This is a genomic window from Amycolatopsis lexingtonensis (assembly GCF_014873755.1).
Classification (GTDB): Bacteria; Actinomycetota; Actinomycetes; order Mycobacteriales; family Pseudonocardiaceae; genus Amycolatopsis; species Amycolatopsis lexingtonensis.
Genome location: NZ_JADBEG010000001.1, coordinates 3,189,283 through 3,212,205 on the forward strand (window position 1 = coordinate 3,189,283; position 22,923 = coordinate 3,212,205).

The window sequence follows — 22,923 nt, forward strand, 5'->3', positions numbered from 1 at the left end:
CCCGCAACGGATGACCCGGACGGGACCGGCCCGGAACACGATGAAGCACCCGTCGAGGCGAGCCCGGGAGGCCGACAGCCATGACCACGACCAACCGACCGAGCCGGCCCCCGGAGTCGACGGGCGCCTCCCCGCCACCCGCCGAGGGGGCGCGGCGCGCGAGACCGCCCGCCGCGGCGTGGATCTCCTGGATCGCGCTCGCGCTCATGACGACCAGTTCCGTCGCGAGCCTGCGCCCGTCGCCGACGATGGCCGTGTACGGCCTGGCGGCCGTCTTCCTCTACGTCGTCCCGGCGATCGTGTTCCTGCTGCCGACGTCGCTGGTCTCGGCCGAGCTGGCTTCGGGCTGGCCGGGCGGGGTCTACAACTGGGTGGCGCTCGGGATCTCGAAGCCGATGGGGTTCCTGGCCGTCTGGTGCCAGTTCGCGATGACGATCTTCTACTACCCGAGCCTGCTCGGCTACGTCGCGAGCACGCTCGCCTACGTCTTCGACCCGAGCCTGGCGGACAACGGGTGGTGGACGGCCGCCGTCATCGTCGTCGCGTACTGGTCGGGGGTCTGGATCTCCTCTCGCGGCACGAAGGGCGTGGCCGGGCTCGCCGGTGGCGGGCTCGTCATCGGGACGCTGGTCCCGGGCGCGCTGCTGGTGGTCCTCGGCATCGTGTTCCTGGCCCAGGGCCACCCGTCCGCGGCGCCGATGTCGGCGGACCACCTGCTCCCGACCTGGGCGGGGCTCGCGAGCCTGGTGCTGATCGTGAACAACTTCCTGTCCTACTCCGGCATGGAGATGAACGCGGTGCACGTCTCCTCGCTGCGCAAGCCGGGCAAGGAGTTCCCGCGGGCCATGTTCCTGGCGATGGCGCTGGTATTGCTCATCTTCGTGCTGCCCGCGCTGGCGATCAGCTGGGTCATCCCCGCCGACCAGCTGTCGCTCACGGCCGGGGTGATGCAGGCCTTCGAAACCGTCTTCGCCACCTTCGGCATGCAATGGCTGACGCCGCTGATCGGCGTCATGCTGGTGCTGGCCTCGCTCGGCGGGATGCTGACCTGGCTGGCCGGCCCGTCGAAGGGCCTGCTCCTGATCTCCCGGCAGGAGGGGTACCTGCCGCCGTTCCTGCAGCGGCTCAACAAACAGGGCGTGCAGCGGAACATCCTCGTCGTCCAAGGCGCGGTCACCACGTTGATCGCCCTGTGCTACGCGTTCATCCCGGACGTGTCGAGCGCGTACTGGATCTTCTCGGTGATCACCACCCAGGTGTACCTGATCATGTACCTGCTGATGTTCGTCGCGGCGGTGCGGTTGCGGCGCAAGCACCCCGACCACCCGCGCGGGTACCGCGCGCCGATGCTGCTCGGGCTGTGCGGGGTCGGGTTCTGCGCGTCGCTGGCCGCGCTGCTGGTCGGGTTCGTCCCGCCGTCGCAGTTCGGTTCGGGCAACCCGTGGGTGTACCTCGTGGTCGTCGCGGGCGGCGCGCTCGGCCTCGGCCTCGTGGTGCCGTTCCTGTTCTACCGCCTGCGCAAACCGTCGTGGCGGCAACCGGAGGTGAGTGCGTCGTGACCACAGTGGACGAACGATCGACCCGGAAGCAGCGGATGCTCGTGTACCTCTTGGTGGGCCTCGTGCTCGGCGGCCTGCTGGTGGCCGGGTACGTGCTCTTCCGCTCCGCGCGGGTGACCGCCGAAGCCGGGGCGAAGGCCGACCGGCTCAGCGCGCGGCTCACCGAGGAGGGGGCGCGGGTGCCGGCGCGGGACCAGCTCGTCCGGCTGCTCGGCACGGACGGCGGCCCGATCTGCGTCGACCCCGCCGCCGCGCTCGCCCGCGCGACGAGCGACACCGGGATGGCCAACGGCGCCGGCGGCCCCGGGACGCGCCCGGTGCTCGCGACCGGCACCGCGGTGCACGCGCAGCTGCTCGTCATCGAGGTCTACTGCCCGGCGAAGCTCGCCGGCTTCCAGGAGTACGTCAGCGGGCTGGGCTTCGCCGGCGTGGCGGGCGGGTGAGCGCGGTGGAACTCCGGGACCGGATCGCCGAGCTCATGCCCCGGGCGCGTGAAGAACTCGCGGCCCTCGTCGCGATGCGCTCCGTCGCGGACCCGCGGCAGTTCCCGCCGGCGGAGTGCCTGCGGGCCGCGGGCTGGGTGGCCGACGCGTTCGCCGCGGCCGGGTTCGCCACCCGCATCGCCGAGACCCCGGACGGCAGCCCGGCCGTGGTCGGTTCCCGGTCGTGCGGCCGGACCGGGGCGCCGACCGTGCTGCTCTACGCGCACTACGACGTGCAGCCACCGCTGGGGGAAGCCGAGTGGCGGACCCCGCCGTTCCGGCTGACCGAAGTGGACGGTCGCTGGTACGGGCGCGGCGCGGCCGACTGCAAGGGCAACATCCTCATGCACCTCACCGCCCTGCGCGCGCTCGGCGACGACGTGCCCGTCCACCTCAAGCTCGTCGTCGAAGGCTCCGAGGAACAGGGCACCGGCGGCTTGGAGGCGTTCGTGCCCGGGCACGCCGACCTCCTGCAGGCCGACGCGATCCTGGTGGCCGACACCGGGAACATCGCGGTCGGGCAGCCCGCGGTGACGGTCAGCCTGCGCGGGATGGTCAACGTCGTCGTCACGGTCGAGGCGCTCTCGTCCGAGCTGCACTCGGGCATGTTCGGCGGCCCCGCCCCGGACGCGCTGGCGGCGTTGGTGTCGGTGCTCGCCACGCTCCGCGACGACGCGGGCGACACCACCGTCCACGGCCTGCCCAACGACGGCCACTGGCCCGGCGCCCCCTACCCGGCGGACCGGTTCCGCACGGACGCCGGCCTCTCCCCCGGCGCCCTCCTCCTCGGCGGCGGCGAAGTGGCGGACACCCTGTGGGCCCGCTCGACGCTGACGGTGCTCGGCATCGACTGTCCCCCGGTCATCGGCTCGGCGGCGGCCATCACCCCGCGCGCCCGGGCCCGGCTGAACCTCCGCATCCCACCCGGCATCGAGCCATCCGACGCGGCCCGCGCACTGACCGGCCACCTGCTCGCGGCGGCCCCGTGGGGCGTGCGCCTGTCGGTGGAGGTGGAGGCCACCGGCCGCCCGTTCCGCCCGGCCACCGACGGCCCGGCGTACCGCGCGATGGCCGAGGCGATGCACAGCGCGTACGGCCGCCCGATGCGCCAGCTCGGCCAGGGCGGGTCGATCCCGTTGTGCACCGTCTTAGCCGAGACGTATCCCGACGCGGAGATCTTGCTGATCGGCGTCGAGGAACCGCAGGCGCGCATCCACGCGCCCAACGAAAGCGTCGCACCGGAGGAGATCGCGTCGATGGCACTGGCAGAGGCACTCTTCTTGCGCGGCTACGGTTCGCGCCCCGCCTGAACCGGAGGTGTCAGGGTCCCGGCAAAGTTGCGGCAGATCGCTCCGCAGCGGCTTCACCGGCGTCTTGAATGACTCATTCAGGTCTTCGGATGTCCTGAATGACTCATTCAAGACATCGCAGGCCCGCGTCGGCGACTTTGCCGGGACCCGGCGGGGTCAGCCGCGGTCTGCGGCCGCCTGCTCCCGGAGGGCATCGACCATCGCCGTCGCCCCCGCCGACCGGCCCTGCCGGGTCACCGCCACCGCGGCCCGGCCGCGCCACGACGGATCCTCCACCGAAACCACCACCACACCCGCCGGTACCGACGCGGCCGCCACTCCCGGCAGCAACGCGATCCCCAGCCCCGCCGCCACCATGCCCAGCCGGGTCGTCCAGCTGCGGACCGCGTGGCCGACGCGCGGATCCTCCAGCGTCGGCCAGGCACCGAACTGCGGCTCGCCTCGCCCGCCACGGCCGACGATCCACGTCTCGTCGCGCAGGTCGGCCACCGCCACCCGGGGCCGGTGGGCGAGGCGGTGGCCGGCCGGGACCGCGACGCGCAGGTCGTCCTCGGTCAGGACGTCCTGTTGGAGGCCCCCGAGGTCGTAACCCGGCAGTCCGTCGCCGACCCCGATCACCACGACTTCGGTGCGGCCGGCGCGCAGCCGGGAGAGCAGGGCCGGGGTCGCGCCTTCCTCGAGCGTGACGGCCAGACCGGGGTGCCGGGTGCGCAGGACGGCCAGCGCCCGCGGGACCAGGACCGCCGCCGCGGCCGGGAACGCGCCGATCGACAAGCGGCCGGCCAGCCGGTCGCGCAGGCCCGCGAGTTCCTGCTCCGCGGTGTCGACGACGGCCAGTGCGGTGGTCGCGTGCCGGGCCAGCAGCGCCCCCGCGGGGCTCGGCCGCACCCCGCGGGCGTGCCGCTCGAACAGCGCCGTGCCCGCCGCGGCTTCCATCATCGCGATCTGCCGCGAGATCGCGGACTGCGTGTACCCGAGCGAAGCGGCCGCCGCGGTGAACGAGCCCGTGGCCGCCACCTCCCGGATCACCCGCAGGCCGGTCAGCGTCACTTCTGCCATGCCGCCAGCCTAGCCATGAGTGCTGCGCACAGCAGCGGTGCGAAAACATCGCTGGTGCTCATACCTCAGGGAGCTCACTCTGGAAGCATGATTTGGTTCATCACAGGATCTTCGAAGGGCTTCGGCCGCCACTGGACCGAAGCCGCCCTCGACCGCGGCGACCGGGTCGCCGCGACCGCACGGAACCCCGCTCGGCTGGCCGACCTCGTCGAACGCCACGGCGACGCGATCCTCCCGCTCGAGCTCGACGTCACCGACCGCGCCGCCGCCTTCGCCGCGGTCCGGCGCGCCGCGGACCACTTCGGCGGCCTGGACGTCGTGGTCAACAACGCCGGCTACGGCCACTTCGGCCGGGTCGAGGAGCTGAGCGAAGCGGACGTCCGCGCGCAGCTGGAGACGAACTTCTTCGGCGCGCTCTGGGTCACCCAGGCCGCGTTGCCGATCCTGCGGGCGCGGCGGCGCGGGCACATCATCCAGGTCACCAGCGAGGGCGGCATCGTCGCGTTCCCGGGCATCGGCGCCTACCACGCGTCGAAGTGGGCGCTGGAAGGGCTGTCGCAGTCCCTCGCCCAGGAGGTCGCGGAGTTCGGCATCCACGTCACCAACCTGGAGCCGGGTCCCTACGCCACCGACTGGCTGGCCGTCGGCTCGCGCCGCAGCACCCCGAACCCGGCCTACCCGGCCCCCACCGACGGCCACTGGGAGATCGGCGACCCGCACGCCACCCGGGCGGCGATCCTCGAGCTCGTCGACGCCGCGGACCCGCCGCGCCGGATGTTCCTCGGCAAGTCGCTCGCCGCGGTGACCGAGGAGTACCAGGGTCGGCTGAAGACGTGGCAAGAGTGGGAGGACGTGGCCGTGCGGGCGTTCGGCTGACCACGCGGCTCAGGTCACCTTGATGACGACCTTGCCCGCAGCGTGACCGTTTTCGACGGTGGCCAGCGCGGCCGGGGCGTCGGACAGCGGGTGGACCGCGGTGACCACCGGCGCGAGGACGCCGTCGAGGGCCAGCTGTGCGGACCGCTCCAGGTTCGCCCGGTCCAGGCGGCGCTCGACGAACCGGCCGCCCAGCTCGGACACGGACTGGTCGCCGACGGAGATCACGGTGCGGGGCTCGCGCGCCAGCGGGGCGACGGTCCGCAGCGAGGTGCCGCCGACCAGGTCGACGATCCCGTCGAACCCCTCCGGCACCAGCTCGCGCAGCGCCTCGACGACGTCCTGCGCGGTGTAGTCGACGAACCGCACCCCGATCGCTTCGGCCTGCTCGCGCTTCGCGGCGCTGCCGGTGCCGAGCACGCGCAGCTCGCGCGCCGCGGCCAGCCGGGCGACCGCGAGGCCGACCCCGCCGCCGACGCCGTTGACCAGGATCGTGGCGCCGGCCGGCAGGCCGAGCTGGTCGAGGGCGTCCACCGCGGTCGTCCCGGCCACCGGCAGCGTCGCCGCCACCGCCGCCGGCAGGCCCGCCGGGATGCGCGCGGTGTTCTCGGCGGACAGCACCGTCGTCTCGGCGTACGTGCCGCCGCCGGTCAGGGCGAAGCCGAAGACCGCGTCACCCACCTCGAGCCCCTCGACGTCTTCGCCGAGGGCGAGCACGGTCCCCGCCGCCTCCATGCCCAGCACGCGGGGGAACGGGCGCCCGCCGTCGAGCCCGGGGACCAGCCCCGCGCGCAGGAGGTGGTCGAGCGGGTTCACGCCGGCGACGTCGACCCGGATCAGCACCTCACCGCGCCCGGGGGCGGGATCGGGGCGTTCGAAGAACTCCTGCACCTCGGGCCCGCCGTGCCTGCCGAAACCCCATGCCTGTCCCATTTTCCGCTGCCTTCCGGATGACCGGCCCGGTGGTTCCGGGCCCTGCGGCCATGCTCACCGCTGACACCGGTGTCAGGGGCAACCGGCTGAGGCGCGGGTCACAGTCTCAGGCCGACCGGGCCACCGGCGCCGCGGCCAGCGCCGCGCGGTGCCTGCTGTTGGCCTCGAGCACCACGTCGAGCGCGTCCCTGGCCTCGGTCAAGCGGGCGATCTCGGCGTCGATCCGGTCGCGCTCGCGCGTCATCGTCGCGAACGCCTCCTCGGCGACCTGCGGGTCGGCCGGGCTTTCCACGCACGGCAGCACCGAAGCGATCACCCGGCTGGACAAGCCCGCGTCGAACAGCTGCCGGATCAGCGACACGCGCTCGACCACGGCTTCGGCGTAGTGCCGCTGCCCGGCGCGGGAGCGCGAGCTGGTGAGCAGGCCCTGCTCTTCGTAGTACCGCAAGGAACGCGAACTCACGCCCGTGCGCTTGGACAGCTCGCCGATTCGCATACCGGAATTTTACGCTGACCCGAGCCAAGTAAACTGTTCCGTACCGAACACTTGAGGTGGACGCCCATGGCCCGACGCGGGGAAGCGCTGCGCGAACACATCCTCGACACGGCGAAGCTCGCGTTCCTGGAGACGGGCTTCGAACGGACCTCGATGGACGCGATCGCGGCGCGCGCGGAAACGTCGAAGCGCTCCCTGTACGCGCACTTCCCGACCAAGGACGTCCTGTTCCACGCGGTCGTCGAACGCATCCGCACCCTGTTCGCCGACCGGATGGGCACGCCTGCCGACTACGCCGAGCAGCCCGCGGAGGCGATCGTCCGGTACTGCGGGCGCTTCGTGCAGCTGCTGCGCTGGTCCTCGGTCGCGAAGATGGTCCGCCTCGGCATCGGCGAGGCGGACCGGCTGCCGGAACTGGCCGCGGGACTCTTCGACGTCGTCTTCGGCGTCACGACCGGCAATCTCGCGGCCCACCTGGTGACCGCGTGGGGACTTCCGGCCGACGAGGCCGAGACCGTGGCGAACGAACTGGTCGGCATCGCCATCCACCCGACGCTCCCCCGCCTGCTGTTCGGCGTCGAGCCGCTCACGGAGAAGATGCCGGAGCGAGCCCGGTTGGAGAGCGACGTCGACCTCGACCGGATCCGGCGGCTCCTCCGCCACGTCCTGCCGGCGACGTAACGCGAAACGATCGCCCGTCAAAAGATCGCCAGTGGGTTCACCGGCAGGCCGGTGGTGCCGAGGATCCGGGGAACCGCGGCGACGAACAGAAACGTGCACCGCCCCTGCTCTTCGCACACCGCAACGAGTTCCTCGCCCCGGGCGCCGTCGATCAGCACGAGACCCAGACGGCCGAGCCCCAGCCGGTGCAGCGCGCCCGGGAAGTCGTCCTTCACCGGCGGAGACGCGTCGCCGATGTCCCCGGCGTAGACGGCGATCCCGTGGTCGTGCATCCACCGGACCGCACCCGACGTCATGCCCGGCAGCGCCCGGCCGTCGTCGGGCACCCGGTCCCAGCCCGCGCGGACGACCAGTGCGTCACCGGACCGCACCTCGACGTCGGCCCGTGCCGCCGCGGCCGCCAGGTCGGCGCCCGTGACCGGGTGGCCGTCGGGCAGCTTGCCGCCCGGGGCCAGGTCGAGCAGCACGCCCCGGGTCACGATGCCGTCGGCGAAAACGTCCGCGGCACCATGGGTCACTCCCGCCGGGCTGGAGCTCTCCGCCTGCGCGAGCCCGGGGTACACCCGCCCGTCCACGACCATGTGCGACAGCGCATCCAGGTGCGTGACCTCGGGGTGGTGCGTCGTGACGAGCATCAGTTCGGCCATCGCCAGCGGCGGCGAGCCGGTGAACGACATGATGGTCTGCACGCCCGTGGTCTCCGCCCGCAGGGCGGCCATCGGCCCGCCCATCAGCGGCGCCGTCGGGGTCTTGCGGGCCAGCGAAACCGACACTCCCGTCCGCGCTTCGGCGACGCCGCGCGCGCGGGCCTCCGGGGTGATCAGGTTGACGGTGCCGAACTGGTCGGCCTCGCCCCAGCGTCCCCAGTTGCTCGGGAACCCGGCACCGTGCTGATCCATGTTTGCTTCCTCCCACTCGTGGCTTGGCCGCATCGTCACCGGACCGGCCTGTGGCCCACCAGCCCATCCGGTGCCCACCTGGTGCCCGTTCCGGTGGGCAGCGGTGGCTACAGTCGGGCGCATGACCTCCCTCGGCCACACGGTGCGCGAGCTGCGGCGGCGGTCTTTCGTCGGCCGGGACGAGGAAGCCGCCGTGTTCCGGGACGCGCTGGGCGCGGCCGGCGTGCTCTTCGTGCACGGTGCCGGCGGCGTGGGCAAGAGCACGTTGCTCGACGTGTTCGCCGAGATCGCCGTCGAGAAGGGTTTCGATCCGGTCCGGGTCGATGCCCGCCACCTCACTCTCGGGCGGGAAGCGCTTCCAGCTCCGGCCGGCGACGCGCCCGCGGTGCTGTTCATCGACACCTACGAACTGCTGGAACCCGTCGACGACTGGGTCCGCGAGCGGTATCTGCCTTCCCTGCCCGCGTCCTGCCTGGTGGTGCTCGCCGGACGGCGCGAACCCGGACCGCGGTGGCGCGCGGACCCGGCCTGGCGGACGTTGCTGCGGGTCGTCGCGCTCGGCGAGCTGCCGCCGCGAGACGGACTCGCCTACCTGACCGCTCAGGACGTGCCCGGGGAGCTGCACGACCGGCTGCTGCGGATCAGCCGGGGCCACCCGCTCACCTTGTCGCTGATGGTGGACGCCGTGCGCCGCGGAGCCGCGCCGCGCAGCCTGTCGGATCTGCCCGGCGGGGTCGGCGCGTTGCTCGCGCAGCTGCTCGACGAAGTGCCGAGCGCCCGGCACCGCGCGGCACTGGAAGTGTGCGCACTGCTGCTCGTCACGACCGAGGACCTGTTGCGCGCCATGACCGGCGGCGATGCCGGTGAGCTGTTCGCCTGGCTGCGGACGCAGGTGTTCGTCGAGGAGTCCCCGTACGGGCTCTACCCGCACGACGTCGTCCGCGACGCCCTCATCGCCGACCTGCGCTGGCGCGACCCCGGCCGGTACGCCGACCTCTACCGCCGCAAGCTCGGCGTGTTCCACGGCCAGGTCCGCGCGATGGCGGACGACCGGGAGCGGCTGGACCTGATGGCGATGACCGTCGTGCTGAACGGCGCTCGTTCGCCGCTCGCCGCGCTGGCGTCGCTGCCGCCGACGATGCGGGCCCACGCCGACGCACTGCACGACAACGACCGGTCCGCGATCGTCGCCATGACCGCCGAGTGGCAGGGGCGCGAGCAGGCCGGCCTGGTGGCGCACTGGATGCGGCGCCGGCCCGGGGCGTTCCGGGCGTTCCGCACCGCGACCGGCGAGCTGCAAGGGTACGGCGCGTGCCTGGACCTGACCGAAGACGACCTCGGCGCAGACCCGGGCGTCGACGCGATCTGGGGCTATGCCGGGAAGCACGGGGCGCCGCGCGCCGGCGAACGGGTCCGCGCCTGGCGCTTCTTCCTCGACCGCGACCACGGGCAACGGCCGTCACCGTCGCTGACGCTGTTCGTAGCGTGGCAGATGCTGGACATCATCCTGATCGGCGAAGACACGGCGTGGAGCTTCGTGGGCGCGTTCGTAGACGGCGAACTGTGGGCACCCGCCATGCAATCCCTCGACTTCTGGACCGCCGACGAGGCCGGCTACACCGTCGGCGAGTCGCGGTTCCCGGTGTTCGCGCACGACTGGCGCCGGACCGGCACCGCGAAGTACACCGATCTGCTGCACGCCCGTCAGCTCGGCCTGCCGACCCGGCCCGCCGGGCAAGCCCTCGGTGAACCGGTGCTGTCCCGGCCGGAGTTCGCCGACGCCGTCCGCTCGGCCCTGCGCACCTTGCACACGCCGGAACTCCTGCGGTCGAATCCGCTGACGCGATCCCGGATCGTCCGGCAGCACGAACGAACCGGCCGTGCACCCACAGAAATCCTGCGGGAGCTGCTCGACGAAACCGCCGCCACGCTGAAGCCGGAATTCCGCGTGCTGATCGACCGCACTTTCCTGCGGCCGACCGGCGTTCAGGAGCGCGTCGCGGACTCGCTGCACCTGTCGTTCAACACCTATCGACGGCGCCGGGACAAGGCGATCACGCACCTGACCGAAGTACTGTGGGACCGCGAAACCGGCCGGCCGGCGTGACAGCCCCCGGCCCCCTGCCGGTGTAACTTTCACGAGCCCGGCTGTCCGAATCCGCGCACCCGGGCGAGCGGATTGACAACTCTTCCGCTGGAAGCACAGGCTGATCCGGCTTTATGTTAGCGATAACAGTCGTTTCCTAACTGGCTGGGAGAAGTTCACGATGGACAGAAGAAGTATCAGCCGAAGGAGCCGGTCCAAGATCGCCGCACTCACCGCCGCGGGAACGGTCACGGCGGCGATGACGGTCGCGGTGACGCTGGGCGCCGGGCCGGCGCTGGCCGACGTCACCGGATCGCTGCGCGGTGTCGGTTCCGGCCGCTGCCTGGATGTGCCGAACGCCAGTCAAACCGACGGCACCTCCCTGCAGATCTACGACTGCTCGGGCGGCGCGGGCCAGCAGTGGACGTCCACCGCCTCCGGCCAGCTGACGGTGTTCGGCGGCAAGTGCCTCGACGTACCGGGCAGCGCGACGACCGCTGGTACGCGGGTGCAGATCTGGACCTGTCACGGCGGGGCCAACCAGCAGTGGCGGGTGAACGCCGACGGCACGGTGGTCGGCGTGCAGTCCGGCCTCTGCCTGGACGTCACCGGCGCCGCCACGGCCAACGGCACGGCGGTCGAAATCTGGACGTGCAACGGTGGCAGCAACCAGAAGTGGACGGGCCTGTCGGGCACACCGACGACCACGACCACCACCGGTGGCGGCACCGGCTGCTCGCTGCCGTCGTCCTACCGCTGGTCCTCGACCGGTGTTCTCGCCCAACCCCAGCACGGCTGGGTCTCGCTCAAGGACTTCACCAACGTCGTCTACAACGGCAAGCACCTGGTGTACGCGTCGAACGTCTCGGGATCGTCGTACGGCTCGATGGCCTTCACCCCGTTCACGAACTGGTCCGACATGGCCTCGGCCGGGCAGACCGGCATGAACCAGGGCACGGTGGCCCCCACCCTGTTCTACTTCGCACCGAAGAACATCTGGGTGCTGGCGTACCAGTGGGGTGCGTGGCCGTTCATCTACCGCACCTCCAGCGATCCCACCAACCCCAACGGCTGGTCGTCGCCGCAGCCGCTGTTCACCGGCAGCATCTCCGGTTCGGGTACCGGCCCGATCGACCAGACCCTGATCGCCGACGGCTCGAACATGTACCTCTTCTTCGCCGGTGACAACGGAAAGATCTACCGAGCCAGCATGCCCATCGGGAACTTCCCGGGCAGCTTCGGCTCGAACTACACGACGATCATGAGCGACTCGACGAACAACCTGTTCGAAGCGGTCCAGGTCTACAAGGTCCAGGGCCAGAACCAGTACCTCATGATCGTCGAATCGATCGGCGCGAACGGACGCTACTTCCGTTCGTACACGGCAAGCAGCCTCAGTGGTTCGTGGACTCCGCAGGCCACCAGCGAAAGCAATCCCTTCGCGGGCAAGGCCAACAGCGGCGCCAGCTGGACCAACGACATCAGCCACGGCGATCTGGTCCGCAGCAACCCGGACCAGACGATGACCGTGGATCCCTGCAACCTCCAACTGCTCTACCAAGGGAAGTCCCCGTCCGCGGGCGGTCCTTACGACCAGCTGCCGTGGCGGCCGGGTGTCCTGACGCTGCAGCGCTAGCGACACTCCCCACCCGACGCCGAGAGCACGGCACCCGGATGGGTGCCGTGCTCTCGGTCTGTTCCGGCGGACGCGGTGGGCCTAAGCGGCCGACGGCCCGCTCCACTGCTGGTTGGACCCGCCGTTGCAGGTCCAGATGATCACGGCGGTTCCGTTGGCGGTCCCCGCGCCGGTCACGTCCAGGCACAGACCCGATTGGGCGTTCGTGATGGTGCCGTTGCCCGGGAACGTCCACTTCTGGCCGTTGCCGCCGGTGCAGTTCGCGATCACCGCGGCGGTGCCCGCGGCCGTGCCGCCGCCGGCGGTGTCCAGGCAGCGCTGCGAATCACCCGAATAGACGGTCAAGGCCCCGGTGCTCGTCCGGGTCCACTGCTGGTTGGTCCCGCTGTGACAGTCCCAGATCTGCAGCGAAGTGCCGGCCGTGGTCGACGAGTTCGGCACGTCCAGGCAGCGGTTCGCGGCCACCGCACGCAGCGCGGCGTCACCTCCGTTGCCGCCGCCGCCGTTGAGCACGTCGAGGACCGCGGTGTAGGCCTGCTTCTTGCCGTAGTTGCCGTCGAACAGCAACGGCGTGTCGCCCGACCGCCACGAGTACTTGTCCGTGACGCCCCAGACGGTGATGCCGGTGCAGCGGGCCACCGCCTTGCACGCCTGCGTGACCTGCCGGTACACGTTCGCCTGGCCGGACCCCGAACCGCCGACGTCCAGCTCGGTGATCTGCACGTCGACCCCGAGGTCGGCGAAGCGCTGCAGGTTCGCCTGGTAGCTGCTCAGGTTGGACGTCGAGCCGAGGTGGCTCTGGAAGCCCACGCAGTCGATCGGCACGCCACGGCTCTTGAAGTCCCGGACCATGTTGTAGATCCCGGTGCTCTTCGCGTTGACGCCGTCGGTGTTGTAGTCGTTGTAGCAGAGCTTGGCGTTCGGGTCGGCCGTGCGGGCGGTGCGGAAGGCGTCCTCGATGTAGCCGTCACCGAGCTTCTGCTGGAACACCGACTGCCGTCGGGTGCCGTTCTCCTCGAACGCCTCGTTGACGACGTCCCACGCGTAGAGCTGGCCCTTCCAGTGGCCGGCCACCTGGCTGATGTGGTTCTCCATCGCCGACCGCAGGTTGCTCGCGTCCAGGCCGCTCACCCACCCGGCCAGCTGCCCGTGCCACACCAGCGTGTGCCCGCGGATCTTCATCCCCTTGCTCCGGCCCTGGCTGACGATCTGCTCCCCCGGCCCGAAGTTGAACTGGTTCCGGTTCGGCTCGACCGTGGCCCACTTCATCTCGTTTTCCGGGGTGACGCCGTTGAACTCCGCCGTCCACGTGTTCACGTAGGCCGCTTCGCCGAGGTGGCTCGTGGAGATCGCGGCGCCGAAGTACCGGCCGCTCTGCGCCGCCGCCGCGCCGAGGGTGCTCGCCGCGCCGGCGGTCCCTGGCGACAGCACCAGGGAAGCCACCGTGAGGGCGGTGGTCGCGGTGGCGGCGAGCGCGGTCCGCCACCGGGTCGGGCTGGTGGTCATCACAACCTCGTTCCTTCCCTCGAAGGTGCTCAACCCAGCGTCCACTGCTGGTTGCTGCCGCCGTTGCAGGTCCACAGCTCGACCAGCGCGCCGTTGGCCGTGGACGCGCTCGTCACGTCCAGGCACAGCCCGGACTGCGCACCGGTGACCGTGCCGTTGGAGTTGACGGTCCACTGCTGGTTGGCCCCGCCGTTGCAGGACCAGGTCACCACCTTCGTCCCGGCGCTGGTGCCGTTGCCCGAGGCGTCCAGGCAGAGCGTCTGCCCGCCGACGGTGGCCGTCAGCTGGTTCGACGACGTGCGGGTCCACGTCTGGTTCGCCTGGCCGCTGCAGCTGTAGATCTGCAGCTGGGTGCCGGCGGTGGTGGTGGAGCCGGGGATGTCGAGGCACTTGCCGGCGCCCACCGCGTGCAGCGGCCCGGTGGTGGTGCCGGTGCCGCCGGTGCCGTACCCGGCCGCGGTGATGTTGGCCTGCACGGCGTTCTCGGTGGCGTCCGACGGGTAGCCGGACGTCATCACGCCTTCGTAGAAGGTGCCCGCGGAACCGATGCTGTTGTCGCCACCGGTACCGAGGATGATGGCGCCTTCCTTGCGCATCGGGTTGTAGCCGGACACGTTGGGCCGGGCGCCGTCGTAGAAGGTCGACAGCCCGCCGGACTGCGCGTTGCCGCCGCGGATGGCCCAGCGGTTGGGCCCGCCCTTGATGATCGCGGTCAGGTAGCGGTGGCTGATGGTCGGGTCGTTGGCGTTGTAGCGCTGGTTGATCCCGGAGAAGAGGCCGTTCTCGAGGTCGGCCATGATCCACGGGCCGTTCCCGGCGCCGTAGCCCCAGACCTTGATGTTGCCGAAGTAGATGGCTTCCATCGTGCCGTTGCCGTTGTCCCGGCTGTTGCGCTCGGCGTTGCCGTAGTCGAAGCAGCAGCCGCCGTTGTAGTGCGTGCCGTCGAAGATCGCGTACATGCCCTCCGGCTGGTCACCGGTCGCCGTCCCGGTGGCGTTGTTGTTCCGGTAGCCGGTGCCCGGGGCCACGAACACGCCGTACGCCTTCTGCCCGCCGACGGTGATCGGCGCGGCCGCCGCGTTGGCGAGGTTGTCGTACCCGCCGGCGGCCGGGCCGGAGAACCCGCCCGGCGGGGCCTGCGTGAGGTGGTTGCCGCGGCCGGACTGGTCGTAGATGACGGTGATCAGGCACGTCGTGCCGGCGCAGAAGGAATCCTGCGTCGCGGCGTTCGCGACGCCGCCCGCGCTCAGCACACCGACGTCCCGGGTGGCGTTGTCCGAGGCCCGCCGGACTTGGTAGAGCGCGCCGTTGTAGGCGCCGTACAACGCCCGGGTCGTCGAATGGGCCGCCACGCACGGCGTGCCGCCGGCGGCGTAGAGGTCGCACGGCCCCTGGGTGGCGGCCTGCGCCGGTGCGGCGGGACCAGCCAGCGCGCCCGAGGCGAGCACCACCGCGGCTCCCGTGGTCTGCAGCGTCCTTATCCATCGTGCTTTCATCGAACTCCTTTGTCCGGACGAAACACTGTCAGCTCCGTGCCCACTTCTGGGCGTCGCCGCCCGTGCAGGTCTGCAGGGTCACGGGCGTGCTGTTCGCGGTGCCGCCGCCGGTCGGGGCGAGGCACAGTCCTGATTGGACACCGGTGACCGTGCCGTCGGCGTTCGCGTTCCACTGCTGGTTCGTGCCGCCCGTGCAGTCCCAGGTGATCGCCCGGGTGCCGGGAGCCGTGCTCGCGCTCTCGGCGTCGAGGCACTTCGCGCCGTACACCTGCAGCTGCTTGGCGGAGGTGAGCGTCCACTGCTGGTTCCCGCCGCCGTTGCAGTCCCACAGCGCCACCTGGGTGCCGTTGGTCTGGGACACGTTGGGGACGTCGAGGCAGCGGCCGGAGCCGGTGTTGCGCAGCACCGACGTCGACCCGCCGCCCGAGCCGGTCACCGCGAAGTTGTCGAACTGGGCGGTCTCCCCGGTGCTCGTGCCGATCCCGGCCTGGCCGGCCGGGAACGTGCTGTCGGTGACCGTGCCGAGCACGGCGCCGTCGACGGAAGCGGTGATCGTGCTGCCGGAGAAGCCCAGCGACAGCTTGTGCCAGCTGTTGGTGCCGAGGGCGGCCGCCGTGCCGCTGCGCAGCGTGGTGACCTGCTGGCTGGTGTTGTTGCGCTGGATCGACCACGCGCCGGTGTCGCTGATCCGCAGGTAGTAGGCGTTCACCGCGCCCTGGTTGCCGGTGTCCTGCGAGCCGACCCGGCCGAGCAGCTGGACGGAACCGGACTTCTCCAGCAGCACGTCCGCGTTGACCGTGTAGTTGCTCCAGGCCACGTTGCCCAGCAGCGCGTAGGGATCGACGAACTTCTTCCAGGGGATCGTCTTCTGCGGCGCGGCCTGGCGCACGCACGTGCCGGCGCGGCCGGCACCGCAGGCGGCCGTCTCGAAGGCGCCCTCCATGTCCATCAGGTACTTGGCTTCCTTGCCGGTCGCGTACCCGTCGAAGTCGTCGCTGTAGGGCAGGTTCAGCGAACCCTGCGCCGGGCTGGTCGCGGTGCCCTTGCCCTGCCCGGTGGTGGTCGTGATCGTGTAGAGGTACCCGGGCTGCGCGGTGAGGGAGAACGCTCCCCCGGACGGCGTGATGTCGGCCGTGTGCTTGAAGAAGTCCGCGGAGTTGTTCGAGTTGAGGTTCGTCGCCCACACGTGCACCTGGCCGGTCGACAGCCCGCCGGTGACGTTGAGGTTCAGCGTCTGGGCCGACGTGGCGTCCATCGTCTCGATGACCGTGCTGTAGTCACCGGTGCTCGGGGACCTCAGCGAGACGTAGCTGCCGTTGGCGCGGTTCCCGCCGAGGTACCCGCTGGAGGCGTCGAGGTACTTCCAGCCGGGTGCGGTGAACTGCGTCGTGTGCGCCAGCGCCCAGGCGTCCTTGCCGACCGAGTAGTAGCCCGACCACGGCTGGTTGGCGAGGATCAGCCCCACGGTCGGCCAGGGGATGTTCGGCGTGGTGGCGGCGATGAGGTCCCAGTTGAGGTAGGCGGTCATCTTGCCGTCGAGGTAGACGCGGTTGATGCCGCGGGCCAGCGGCTTGGCGCCGTCGTTGTAGTCCTGGGAGCCGTTCTCGCTGGACCACAGCGTCTTGCCGGTGCCGGTGACGCTGGACGGGACACTGCACGACGTCTGCGCGCTGAGGTAGCCGCAGGTGTAGTGCGCGCTCAGCACGTCCGTCGCGTCGCGGTAGGCCGTGTTCGTCGAGATCGCGCTCGCGGGCCCCCAGTCCCCCGGCCACGAGTCGCCGGAGATGACCTTGACGGCGCTGTACCCGTTGGCGTTGAGCGCGTTGCGCATCGTCACGGTCCAGTCGGCGCTCCACTGCTTCTCGTTCTGGACGGTCGTGAGGTAGTCGATGGTCAGCCCGTGCTGCTTCGCGCACCCGAGCCACGACAGGTAGTAGCCGGTCAGGTCGTTGGAGAAGAACGTGCCGTTGCCGATCCAGCCCGGCGCGCCCCACGGCAGGCCGACGAGCTTGATGCCGGGGTTGCGTGCCTTGGCCTGCTCCATGAGCCACCACTCGTACCCGCGGTTGCAGTCCAGGTCGCCGCGGAAGTGCGCGTGGCTGGGTTCCGCGCCGCTGGTGGAGTTGGTGTCCCCGCCCATCTCCACCTTGAGGATCTGCAGCGCGGCGCCGTAGCCCGGCTTGAAGAGGTAGTCGAGGATCTGGCCGCGCTGCGGCTCGGGGTAGTCGATCAGCAGGCGGCTGTTGCCGCCCCCGCCGCTGACCGCGCCGACGCCGTCGAACGTGCGCCCGGCCGACCCGCCGTTGATCGTGATCGAGGTGGCCGCCTCGGCCGGCGCGGTGGCGGCCACCAAGCCGGCGGCCAGGACGACGGTGGCGACCACCGCGGCTCGCACCCTCCGCAGCAGGGTTCGGGGCATGGCAGTTCTCTCTTCCGACGAAGGGGATCAGACGGCCGTGACGGTCCACTGGTTGTTGGTGCTGCCGTTCGGGGCCCACAGGACCACGGCCGAGCCGGCCGTCGTGCTGCCCGCGCCGTCGAGCGCGGTGCCGGTGGCCCGGTTGACGATCTGGTAGCGCCCGTTGCCCAGCGCGGCCAGCCGCCACTGCTGGTTGTCGCTGCCGGTCCAGGCCGCCTGCACGGCGTTGACGCCGTTGCCGGTCCGGCCGGCGCTGTCGGCGACCATGCCGTTGGTGCGGTTGACGATCCGGTGGTAGCCGGTGCCCAGGTCGACCAGCTGCCAGTGCAGGTTGGTGGAACCGTCGTAGGACCACTGCTTGAGCACCGATCCGGTCGCGACGTTCCCGCCGCTGTCGAGCACGAGACCGGTCGTGACGTTCGCGATCCGCACCCAGCTCGTGGGGAGCGGACCGGAGCCCGGGGCGGGGATCTGGCCGGCGAACGTCAGCTTCACCACGTACGCCGGGGCGCTGAACGGCATCGACGGCAGCCGGATGTGCAGCCCGGAGCCGTCCTGGGTGCGGTCGGGCAGGTCGGTGTACGACCCGGCGGTGGCGCCGAGCAGCTGCACCGACTGCAGCGAGCCGAGGTTGATCCGGCCCGAGCCGAGGGTGGCGATGTCCAGCGTGCCGCTCGGCCAGCCCATGACCGTGGCGTACAGGACGGTGTTGTCCTTGCTGCGGGTGAAGCGGATGTCGCGGTTGGTGCCCTCGCGGGGTGTCGTGAAGGAGCCGCCGCCCATCTGCGTCGGGCCCTCGCCGTAGACCGACCAGGCGCGGGTGGCGTAGATCGACTCCCCGAACCGGGCGAGGTAGTCGCCGATGCCGAGCAGGATCGTCCGCTGCCCGGCCGGGATGGTGCCGTCGGCCATCGGCGCGATGTTCAGCAGCATGGTGCCGTTCTTGCTGACGCGGTCGATCAGCGAATGCAGCATCGCCTTCATCGAGTAGTAGCCGATACCGGTCGTGTAGCACCAGCTGGAGCTGGAGATGCTGTCGTCGGTCAGCCAGTACGGGGTCTGGATGTCCCCCGGCCCGCCGCGCTCGAAGTCGAAGACCTCGCCCCGGTTGTCGAACCCGTCCTTGTAGGTCGCGACGACGTCCTTGTTCCACGCGACGGCCTTGTTGTAGTAGTACGCGAGGAAGTTCAGTCGCCGGGACTCGTCGACACGGGAGAGGTTGAAGTCCTGCCACAGCAGGTCCGGCTGGTAGCCGTCGACGACCTCGGCCAGCTTGTCGTACCAGAGCTGGTTTTCCGCCGCCGAGCCCAGCTGGCCGTAGAGCTTGCGCAGGCTCGCGTCCGACTGCGCGGGCACGTGGTCGTAGTAGCCGGTGAAGTGGTAGGCGTGGTGCAGCGACACCATGAACTTCAGGCCACGGGCGCGGATCGCGTCGGCGTGCAGCCGCACCAGGTCCAGCCGCGGCCCCTTGGCGACCGAGTTCCATTCGTTGACGGCGCTGTTCCACATCGAGAAGCCGTCGTGGTGCTCGGCGACCGGCCCGGCGAACTTCGCGCCGGCGTCGGCGAACAGCTGCGCCCACTCCGCGGGGTCGAAGTTCCCGCCCGCGGACTTCAGCTTCGGCGCGAACTGCACCCAGTTGCCCGCCTTGTCCCGGGCCCCGTTGACGAAGTTGTGGTACGGCCACGCCGACGGGTCGCCGTACACCGCCTTGTGGTGGTTGTTCTCGCTGGACCCGCTGATGTACATGTTGCGCGGGTACCACTCGTTGCCGAACGCGGGGACGCTGAAGACGCCCCAGTGGAAGTAGATGCCGAACTTGGCGTCCTGGAACCATTCCGCGGCGGGCGGGTGCTGGTCGACCGACGACCAGGTCGGCGTGTAGCTGCTGGGCCCCGCGGTGGCCGAAGCGATGCCCCCGCGCAGGAGACCGGCCGCCGCCGCGCCGCCCACCGTGATCAGGCCCAGTGCTGTGCGACGGCTGAACTCGGGCATGTCGGGAAGCCTCCTCGGCACCGAAATAAGTTAGCGCTAACACGCTCTGTTTAGGCTCGTGCGAGCCAGGTGGTCAAGGCTTGCGCGGGCCCGAAACCGGGGAATGCGGCGAAATCCCAGCGTGCACCGCACGGGCGAGGTGTAACTTTCACGCGCTGCGGCAAATGCTTGTGAGCGTGAACATCCGCGTGCCACACTGCTCCTCGCCTGGCCTCGGAGCGCGAGCAACGGTGACCACAATCGAAGGAGCACCCGTGAAAGTCGTCACCCTCCTCGTCGCGCTGCTGTGCGCGCTCGGGCTGTTCCCGGCTGTGGCCGCGGCGGACAACCCGATCATCCAGACCATCTACACCGCCGACCCGGCACCACTGGTCTACAACGGCCGCGTCTACCTCTACACCGGCCACGACGAAGACGCCTCGACGTACTTCACCATGAAGGAATGGCGGGTGTGGTCGTCGGCGGACATGGTGAACTGGACCGACCACGGATCGCCGTTGAACCTGGCCAGTTTCAGCTGGGCGAGCGCCAACGCCTGGGCGGGCCAGACCGTCTACCGGAACGGCAAGTTCTACTGGTACGTCCCGATGACGGTCCGGGCGACCGGCGCGATGGCCATCGGCGTGGCCGTGTCGACCAGCCCGACCGGCCCGTTCAGCGACGCGCTCGGGCACCCGCTCGTCGCCAACGGCGAGTTCGACCCCACGGTGTTCGTCGACGACGACGGGCAGGCTTACCTGTACTGGGGCAATCCGCACCTGTGGTACGTGAAGCTGAACGCCGACATGATCTCCTACTCCGGTGGGGTGAACCAGATCCCGCTCACCACCGCCGGGTTCGGCACGCGCACCGGGGACGCGAACCGGCCGACCCTGTTCGAGGAAGGCCCCTGGGTCTACAAGCGCAACGGCTTGTACTACAACGTGTTCGCGGCGAAGTGCTGCTCCGAGTTCATCGGGTACTCGACCGCGCCCGGCCCGACCGGACCGTGGACCTACCGCGGGACGGTCATGCCCACCCAGGGCAGCAGCTTCACCAACCACCCGGGCGTGATCGACTTCAACGGGAACTCGTACTTCTTCTACCACAACGGTGCTTTGCCGGGCGGCGGTGGCTACACGCGCTCGGTGGCCGTGGAGAAGTTCGCCTACAACGCCGATGGCTCCATCCCGACGATCAACATGACCACCACCGGCGCACCGCAGGTGGGCACGCTGAACCCGTACACGCGGCAAGAGGCCGAGACGATCGCCTGGGAGTCCGGCGTCGAGACCGAGCCGTCCACCGAGGGCGGGATGAACGTCGGCTACCTCGAGAACGGCGACTGGATCAAGGTCAAGGGCGCCGCTTTCGGTACCGGCGCCCGGTCCTTCACCGCGCGAGTCGCGTCCGCGGCCTCCGGCGGCCGGATCGAGCTGCGGCTGGACAGCACCGGCGGCACCCTGGCCGGCACCTGCACCGTCGGGGGCACCGGTGGCTGGCAGGCCTGGACGAGCGTGTCCTGCCCGGTGTCCGGCGCCACCGGGACCCACGACCTGTACCTCCGGTTCACCGGCGGCAGCGGCTACCTGTTCAACGTGAACTGGTGGCAGTTCGCGGCCTGACGACTCCTGGAAAGGGGCGACGATGCCCGTTCGACCGCGCCACCTGCTCACCGCCGCGGCCACCGCACTGGCCGTGCTCACCGTGCCTACGGGCGCCGAGGCCGCGCCCGGCAGCCCGGCGCTCACCCCGCCGCTGGGCTGGAACAGCTGGAACAGCTTCGGCTGCGGTGTCACCGAGACCGCCGTCCGCCAGGCGGCCGACGCGATGGTCTCGTCCGGGATGAAGGACGCGGGCTACCAGTACGTCGTCGTCGACGACTGCTGGTTCGACCCGCAACGCGACTCCCAGGGCGCGCTGCGCGCCAACGCGTCGAAGTTCCCGAACGGCATGAAGGCCCTGGGCGACTACATCCACAGCCGGGGCCTGAAGTTCGGCATCTACCAGGTGCCGACCGACCGCACCTGCGCCCAGCGGACCGGTACCTACCCCGGGTCCACCGGCAGCCAGGGGCACGAGGCCCAGGACGCGCGCACGTTCGCGTCCTGGGGCGTGGACTACCTCAAGTACGACTGGTGCTCCCCCGCCGGCACGCGCGACGAACAGGTCGCCCGGTTCACGGTGATGCGCGACGCGGTGCGCGCCACCGGGCGCCCGATCGTCTACAGCATCAACCCCAACAGCTACCACGCCATCACCGGCGACAAGTACGACTGGGGCCAGGTCGCGGACCTCTGGCGCACCACCGAAGACCTGCTGGACATCTGGCAGAACGGCAACACCAACAGCTACCCGATGGGCGTGGGCAACGTCCTCGACGTCACCGCCCCGCTCGCCGCGCAGGCCGGGCCGGGACACTGGAACGACCCGGACATGCTCGTGGTCGGCCGGCCCGGGCTGTCCCTGACCGAATCCCGCGCGCACTTCACGCTGTGGGCGCTCATGGCCGCGCCGCTGATGGCGGGCAACGACATCCGCACGATGTCGGCCGACATCAGCGCGGTGCTCCGGAACCCGCGGCTGCTGGCGGTCGACCAGGACCGGCTCGGCGCCGGCGGCCGCCGGGTCCGCGACGACGGCGACGTCGAGATCTTCGCCAAGGCATTGGCCGACGGCTCGGTGGCGGTCGGGCTCCTCAACCGCGGCGGCGCCACGGCCACGGTGAGCACGACCGCGGCCCAGGCCGGCCTCTCCGGCACGGCGTTCACCCTGACCGACCTGTGGAGCGGCACGACGTCCACGACCGCGGGGGCGATCAGCGCGAGCGTCCCGGCCCACGGCGCCGTGGCGTACCGCGTGTCCGGCGGCACCCCGCTCACCGCGACGACGTCCCGGCTGCGCGGCACGGGCTCCGGCCGCTGCCTCGACGTCGACAACGCCTCGACGGCCGCCGGCGCGGGCACGCTGATCTGGGACTGCCAGACCGCGGCGAACCAGCTGTGGACGAGCTGGGAAACCGGCGAAGTGCGCGTCTTCGGCGACAAGTGCCTCGACGCCGACCACCAGGGCACCACCAACGGCACCCGGGTGATCAGCTGGCCGTGTTCCGGGCAGGACAACCAGAAGTGGACGTTCGGTGCGGACGGCTCGATCCGCAACGTCCATTCCGGACTGTGCCTGGACGCCGAGGGCGCGGCGACGGCGAATGGGACGCACGCGATCCTGTGGAGTTGCAACGGGCAGCCGAACCAGCGGTGGAGCCGCGTCTGAACCCGGCTGGGACATCCAGGTCCAGTCCTCGCAGCAGCACATCGGTCACCGCCCGCCCGTCATGAAGGGGTCGTTCACCTCACCAGACGACAGGGTCCCGGCAAAGTCCCGCGGCCAGGCCACTCCGCCGCCGGTAACCCGCTCGCCCCACGTCTTGAATGACTCATTCAGGTCTTCGGACGTCCTGAATGACTCATTCAAGACGCCGGCGCACCGCTGCGAACCGCACCGACCCGGC

Annotated in this window: 17 protein-coding genes; 9 read left to right on the forward strand and 8 right to left on the reverse strand. The window is 70.8% G+C overall.

The features are described 5' to 3' along the window. The first annotated feature begins 80 nt into the window (after positions 1 to 80). From gadC to H4696_RS14530, 3 genes are read left to right on the forward strand one after another with little or no spacing between them, the layout of a single operon-like run. On the forward strand, positions 81 to 1,559 hold the full coding sequence (gene gadC, locus H4696_RS14520) for a glutamate/gamma-aminobutyrate antiporter GadC (RefSeq protein ID WP_086858344.1): 1,479 nt from the start codon (positions 81 to 83) through the stop codon (positions 1,557 to 1,559). Then, the gene (locus H4696_RS14525; protein WP_086858345.1) at positions 1,556 to 2,002 is read left to right on the forward strand and encodes a hypothetical protein; all 447 of its coding nucleotides are present in this window, start codon (positions 1,556 to 1,558) and stop codon (positions 2,000 to 2,002) included. The genes gadC and H4696_RS14525 overlap by 4 nt, the downstream gene beginning before the upstream one ends. Continuing rightward, positions 1,999 to 3,351 (forward strand): dipeptidase, encoded by a 1,353-nt coding sequence (locus tag H4696_RS14530; RefSeq protein ID WP_086858346.1) that lies wholly within the window; start codon positions 1,999 to 2,001, stop codon positions 3,349 to 3,351. Before H4696_RS14525 ends, H4696_RS14530 begins: the two co-directional genes overlap by 4 nt. A gap of 156 nt (positions 3,352 to 3,507) precedes the next feature. On the opposite strand, the gene H4696_RS14535 is transcribed toward H4696_RS14530, so the two are convergent. Beyond that, entirely contained in the window at positions 3,508 to 4,410 is a 903-nt protein-coding gene (locus H4696_RS14535; protein WP_086858347.1) for a LysR family transcriptional regulator, read from the reverse strand. A gap of 87 nt (positions 4,411 to 4,497) precedes the next feature. On the opposite strand from H4696_RS14535, the gene H4696_RS14540 reads away from it, so the two are divergent. Next, the gene (locus H4696_RS14540) at positions 4,498 to 5,286 is read left to right on the forward strand and encodes an SDR family NAD(P)-dependent oxidoreductase (protein WP_086858348.1); all 789 of its coding nucleotides are present in this window, start codon (positions 4,498 to 4,500) and stop codon (positions 5,284 to 5,286) included. A 9-nt stretch (positions 5,287 to 5,295) separates the two neighbouring features. Here H4696_RS14540 and H4696_RS14545 read toward each other — a convergent pair whose 3' ends face one another. Together H4696_RS14545 and H4696_RS14550 are read right to left on the reverse strand one after the other, a co-directional pair. Beyond that, positions 5,296 to 6,219, reverse strand: a complete 924-nt coding sequence (locus H4696_RS14545; protein WP_086858349.1) for an NADP-dependent oxidoreductase — start codon at positions 6,217 to 6,219, stop codon at positions 5,296 to 5,298. A gap of 106 nt (positions 6,220 to 6,325) precedes the next feature. Beyond that, entirely contained in the window at positions 6,326 to 6,715 is a 390-nt protein-coding gene (locus tag H4696_RS14550) for a MerR family transcriptional regulator (RefSeq protein WP_086858350.1), read from the reverse strand. 66 nt (positions 6,716 to 6,781) lie between these two features. Between H4696_RS14550 and H4696_RS14555 the strand changes: the two genes are divergently transcribed. Next, a complete protein-coding gene (locus H4696_RS14555; RefSeq protein WP_086858351.1) occupies positions 6,782 to 7,396 on the forward strand; it encodes a TetR/AcrR family transcriptional regulator in 615 nt (204 codons plus the stop codon). 17 nt (positions 7,397 to 7,413) lie between these two features. Here the strand turns inward: H4696_RS14555 and H4696_RS14560 are convergent, their stop codons facing one another. Beyond that, the gene (locus H4696_RS14560) at positions 7,414 to 8,295 is read right to left on the reverse strand and encodes a cyclase family protein (RefSeq protein ID WP_086858352.1); all 882 of its coding nucleotides are present in this window, start codon (positions 8,293 to 8,295) and stop codon (positions 7,414 to 7,416) included. Positions 8,296 to 8,416: 121 nt separating this feature from the next. Here H4696_RS14560 and H4696_RS14565 point away from each other — a divergent pair, with 121 nt between their 5' ends. Together H4696_RS14565 and H4696_RS14570 are read left to right on the forward strand one after the other, a co-directional pair. Beyond that, positions 8,417 to 10,402 carry an ATP-binding protein gene (locus tag H4696_RS14565; RefSeq protein ID WP_086858353.1) on the forward strand — a complete coding sequence of 662 codons (1,986 nt, stop codon included), beginning with the start codon at positions 8,417 to 8,419 and terminating at the stop codon, positions 10,400 to 10,402. A 160-nt stretch (positions 10,403 to 10,562) separates the two neighbouring features. Continuing rightward, positions 10,563 to 12,017 carry a non-reducing end alpha-L-arabinofuranosidase family hydrolase gene (locus H4696_RS14570; RefSeq protein ID WP_086858354.1) on the forward strand — a complete coding sequence of 485 codons (1,455 nt, stop codon included), beginning with the start codon at positions 10,563 to 10,565 and terminating at the stop codon, positions 12,015 to 12,017. An 81-nt stretch (positions 12,018 to 12,098) separates the two neighbouring features. On the opposite strand, the gene H4696_RS14575 is transcribed toward H4696_RS14570, so the two are convergent. Genes H4696_RS14575 through H4696_RS14590 form a run of 4 tightly spaced genes read right to left on the reverse strand, consistent with a single transcriptional unit; the run spans position 12,099 to position 19,433 of the window. Continuing rightward, the gene (locus H4696_RS14575; RefSeq protein ID WP_086858355.1) at positions 12,099 to 13,523 is read right to left on the reverse strand and encodes an endo-1,4-beta-xylanase; all 1,425 of its coding nucleotides are present in this window, start codon (positions 13,521 to 13,523) and stop codon (positions 12,099 to 12,101) included. Positions 13,524 to 13,552: 29 nt separating this feature from the next. Further along, positions 13,553 to 15,019: an arabinofuranosidase catalytic domain-containing protein gene (locus H4696_RS14580; RefSeq protein ID WP_086858356.1), complete on the reverse strand. Its 1,467-nt coding sequence runs from the start codon at positions 15,017 to 15,019 to the stop codon at positions 13,553 to 13,555. Positions 15,020 to 15,047: 28 nt separating this feature from the next. Further along, positions 15,048 to 17,438: a ricin-type beta-trefoil lectin domain protein gene (locus tag H4696_RS14585; protein ID WP_086858357.1), complete on the reverse strand. Its 2,391-nt coding sequence runs from the start codon at positions 17,436 to 17,438 to the stop codon at positions 15,048 to 15,050. A gap of 27 nt (positions 17,439 to 17,465) precedes the next feature. Further along, positions 17,466 to 19,433 (reverse strand): alpha-L-fucosidase, encoded by a 1,968-nt coding sequence (locus H4696_RS14590; RefSeq protein WP_086858358.1) that lies wholly within the window; start codon positions 19,431 to 19,433, stop codon positions 17,466 to 17,468. Between the two features lie 254 nt (positions 19,434 to 19,687). Here H4696_RS14590 and H4696_RS14595 point away from each other — a divergent pair, with 254 nt between their 5' ends. Beyond that, positions 19,688 to 21,037: a glycoside hydrolase family 43 protein gene (locus tag H4696_RS14595; protein ID WP_249026933.1), complete on the forward strand. Its 1,350-nt coding sequence runs from the start codon at positions 19,688 to 19,690 to the stop codon at positions 21,035 to 21,037. Between the two features lie 22 nt (positions 21,038 to 21,059). Beyond that, entirely contained in the window at positions 21,060 to 22,685 is a 1,626-nt protein-coding gene (locus H4696_RS14600; protein WP_086858360.1) for a glycoside hydrolase family 27 protein, read from the forward strand. Positions 22,686 to 22,923: the final 238 nt, after the last annotated feature.

Excerpts from the sequence above, each read along its gene's own strand:
- gadC (WP_086858344.1), top strand. The coding sequence starts at position 81 with ATGACCACGACCAACCGACCGAGCCGGCCCCCGGAGTCGACGGGCGCC.
- H4696_RS14535 (WP_086858347.1), bottom strand. The coding sequence starts at position 4,410 with ATGGCAGAAGTGACGCTGACCGGCCTGCGGGTGATCCGGGAGGTGGCG.
- H4696_RS14540 (WP_086858348.1), top strand. The coding sequence starts at position 4,498 with ATGATTTGGTTCATCACAGGATCTTCGAAGGGCTTCGGCCGCCACTGG.
- H4696_RS14545 (WP_086858349.1), bottom strand. The coding sequence starts at position 6,219 with ATGGGACAGGCATGGGGTTTCGGCAGGCACGGCGGGCCCGAGGTGCAG.
- H4696_RS14550 (WP_086858350.1), bottom strand. The coding sequence starts at position 6,715 with ATGCGAATCGGCGAGCTGTCCAAGCGCACGGGCGTGAGTTCGCGTTCC.
- H4696_RS14555 (WP_086858351.1), top strand. The coding sequence starts at position 6,782 with ATGGCCCGACGCGGGGAAGCGCTGCGCGAACACATCCTCGACACGGCG.
- H4696_RS14560 (WP_086858352.1), bottom strand. The coding sequence starts at position 8,295 with ATGGATCAGCACGGTGCCGGGTTCCCGAGCAACTGGGGACGCTGGGGC.
- H4696_RS14565 (WP_086858353.1), top strand. The coding sequence starts at position 8,417 with ATGACCTCCCTCGGCCACACGGTGCGCGAGCTGCGGCGGCGGTCTTTC.
- H4696_RS14570 (WP_086858354.1), top strand. The coding sequence starts at position 10,563 with ATGGACAGAAGAAGTATCAGCCGAAGGAGCCGGTCCAAGATCGCCGCA.
- H4696_RS14575 (WP_086858355.1), bottom strand. The coding sequence starts at position 13,523 with ATGACCACCAGCCCGACCCGGTGGCGGACCGCGCTCGCCGCCACCGCG.
- H4696_RS14580 (WP_086858356.1), bottom strand. The coding sequence starts at position 15,019 with ATGAAAGCACGATGGATAAGGACGCTGCAGACCACGGGAGCCGCGGTG.
- H4696_RS14585 (WP_086858357.1), bottom strand. The coding sequence starts at position 17,438 with ATGCCCCGAACCCTGCTGCGGAGGGTGCGAGCCGCGGTGGTCGCCACC.
- H4696_RS14590 (WP_086858358.1), bottom strand. The coding sequence starts at position 19,433 with ATGCCCGAGTTCAGCCGTCGCACAGCACTGGGCCTGATCACGGTGGGC.
- H4696_RS14600 (WP_086858360.1), top strand. The coding sequence starts at position 21,060 with ATGCCCGTTCGACCGCGCCACCTGCTCACCGCCGCGGCCACCGCACTG.